This window comes from Kitasatospora sp. DSM 101779 (genome assembly GCF_025655475.1).
GTDB lineage: Bacteria > Actinomycetota > Actinomycetes > Streptomycetales > Streptomycetaceae > Kitasatospora.
Window position 1 is genome coordinate 1 of record NZ_JAHTIK010000010.1, and the last position, 2535, is coordinate 2535.

Annotated in this window: 3 protein-coding genes and 1 pseudogene; all 4 read left to right on the forward strand. The window is 73.9% G+C overall.

What is annotated here, in order from left to right:
* Positions 1-573 (forward strand): annotated as a pseudogene (locus KSNIM_RS38890) (hypothetical protein); the annotation flags it as partial.
* A 175-nt stretch (positions 574-748) separates the two neighbouring features.
* On the forward strand, positions 749-1018 hold the full coding sequence (locus KSNIM_RS38895; protein WP_263108305.1) for a hypothetical protein: 270 nt from the start codon (positions 749-751) through the stop codon (positions 1016-1018).
* A 217-nt stretch (positions 1019-1235) separates the two neighbouring features.
* Complete coding sequence (locus tag KSNIM_RS38900) at positions 1236-1778, forward strand: hypothetical protein (RefSeq protein ID WP_263108304.1); 543 nt, start codon at positions 1236-1238, stop codon at positions 1776-1778.
* Between the two features lie 19 nt (positions 1779-1797).
* A complete protein-coding gene (locus tag KSNIM_RS38905; RefSeq protein ID WP_263108379.1) occupies positions 1798-2466 on the forward strand; it encodes a hypothetical protein in 669 nt (222 codons plus the stop codon).
* Positions 2467-2535: the final 69 nt, after the last annotated feature.

Here is a 2535-nt window from a genome sequence, read left to right on the forward strand (position 1 = left end):
GAGCGGGAGAGCGAGGAGGCCCGGCAGCGCTCGGAAGCCGAGCGTGAGGCGCTGCGGATCAAGGCCGAGGGCGAGGCGCAGGCACAGATCCTGCTGGCGAACGAGCAGGTCAGGCGGCAGCAGGCCGCCGAGCAGGAGCGCCGGGAGAAGGAGGCCGCGGAGGCTGCGGCCAAGCGCCGCAAGGCGGAGGAGCGTGCGGCCGCGAGGCAGCAGCGCCTCGCCTCGCAGACCCCTCGCGCTTCCCGCACTGTCGCCTCGCGTTCCCTCTCGGAAATCACCTCGCAGAACGGCGGCACCGTTCCTCGCGAACTGCGCTCGCAGCTGCGCGAGCAGGCCGAGCGCGAGGTCGCGCGGCTGATGCTGGAGGGCTCGGAAATCGACCAGCGGGCGATCGGCGAGCGCTACGGCAAGGGCGAGACGTGGGTCGGAGACCGCATCCGCTCCGCGAAGAAGCGCCTCGCGAACGACGCCGAGTTCGAGAACGACGTCATCGCGTCCGCGCTGGAGGACGAGATGCCGGTTTCCGAGGAAACCAAGCACGACGACACCCAGGCCGGCGACGAGACGGCCTGACGAGGAGTCGGCCTCTCCGGTGGCCACCAGGGCGCAGACATCGCCCTGGTGACCGCCGAAGGCGCCGAAGCGCCGAGCACCACGCTATCGGCCCGGCCGCCCGGCCGGGCCACGAACAGCCCAAACAGCAATTCCCGCAGGTCAGACCGGCGGGCACAGCGACAAGGAGGCAACGGTGAGCGGCACCGCGCGGCCGCCGGCCTGGCGGCGCAAGCAGGCAGAGAAACGCAGTGAGCAGCGGGCCCGCCGGGTCGGCGCGCACGTCGCGCAGCTGCGCAGCGAGGCGGCGGCGGGTGGTCCGCCGGCGGCCGCGGCGGCCGAGTGGAACATCCTCCGGTCGGTGATCGGGAGGCTGCCGGAGGGGGCGCGGGACGGCGAGTGGATGCAGCTCGCGGCCGTCCTGCGGCAGCTGTCGGAGGCCCTGGCGAAGCGTCACAGCAAGTGACCGGATGCGAAATTCGCATCGCTCAAATTCGCATCCCTACGCGTCCGTACGCGTATTTGCCCGCCCCAACGCGTAGGCGCGCCCGCGGGCGCGCGCGAGAGTACCCGCCCACGGTGCGTAACCGCAAGGGCGACCGCACCTGATCTTCCGGGCCGTCACCAGCCGGTGTCCGGCCCCTGTTTGGTGATCCAACGAGACCCCTTGGGAGGGGACGATCATGGCTGTCATCGAGGCTGTTGTCGGCGCCGGAGTCGGCGTCGCGAGCATGGCCCTGTCGGTGGCGATGCAGGTGCTCGCCAGCGGCGGGCAGACCGCCACCGCCGGGCTCGGCAAGCGCCACCGCACCGGCGGCAAGGCCGGCGGCGGCGTCACGGGGGCGATCAACGGGGCGCTGTCGAAGTTGGAGATGCCCCGCCTGCACATCGCGATGTTCACCGCGGGCGGCGTCGGCCTGGCCGGCACTGGACTCGGCAACCTCATCTCCGCCTGCACCACCTGGGCCAACCAGACGGCGGCGCACCTGATGACCGACTGGGTCGGCATCGGGCTGGGCTGGCTGGTGTCGGTTGGTGCCGCGGTGATCCTGCTGATGGACGTCCGCGACGACAAGTGCACCCCGCGCACCCTCGCCCTGGCCGCGACGATGCCGTTCTTCGTGGCGGCGATCCCCGGCAAGGTCGGCGACGGCGCCGCGACCGCGATCAGCGCCGTCGCCCGGTTCATCGGCCACCTGGTCGCCTCCGCCTTCGGCATGCAGTAAGAGAGGAGAGGAGAGCCCGATGGAACTGCTCATCGCGATGGCGCTCGCCTACGCCCTGTCCGGCGGCGTCGCTGCCGGCCGCGCGACCGCCGCGCAGCACAAGACGCCGAAAGACCCGAAGCCGGCCGACCGGACGGACGCGGGCCGCAAGGTCGCGCAGGGCGCGATCAACTCGGTGGCCAGGATCTACACCTGGACGTCCGGGGCCCGCGAGGGCTGGCGCAAGGCCTGGCCGGAGACGAAGACGACGATTAGCGAGCGCCGGGCGACGGTGAAGGCCGCCAAGGCCGAGCGGCGGGCCCAACGCGAACAGGCGCCTGCGGGAGCGGCCGGCGAGCCGGAGGTCGTCGACGCCGAGATCGTCGAGGACGAGCCGGTGAACACCGGCGGCCCGACGGCGCCGACCGCCGAGACGATCGCCGACGCGAAGGAGGCCGAGGCGGCGGCGCGGGCGGCCGCGACCGTGCACGTCCACGTCACCACCGACCCGCCGCCGCCCGACACGGGCCCGGCCGCGGCGCCGGTGCCGCCCCCCAGGACCGCCCCCGTCGCAGATGCGGCGGGGGCGCCGCCGTCCCCGGCCGAGGAGCCGGTCGGCGGCCCGCACCTGCGGGTCGTCAAGGACGACGGCACCTCACCCCCGCCCCCCCCCGGGGCGGGGCGGCGGGCACCCCCAGGAGCAGCATGAGCACCCCGCCCACCCCCGCCCGCCCGGGCACCGAGGGGACAGCGGCGACCCCCCGATGCCGTGCCTCGC

Coding starts and splice junctions, on each gene's coding strand:
- KSNIM_RS38900 (WP_263108304.1), top strand. CDS start 1,236: ATGGCTGTCATCGAGGCTGTTGTCGGCGCCGGAGTCGGCGTCGCGAGC.
- KSNIM_RS38905 (WP_263108379.1), top strand. CDS start 1,798: ATGGAACTGCTCATCGCGATGGCGCTCGCCTACGCCCTGTCCGGCGGC.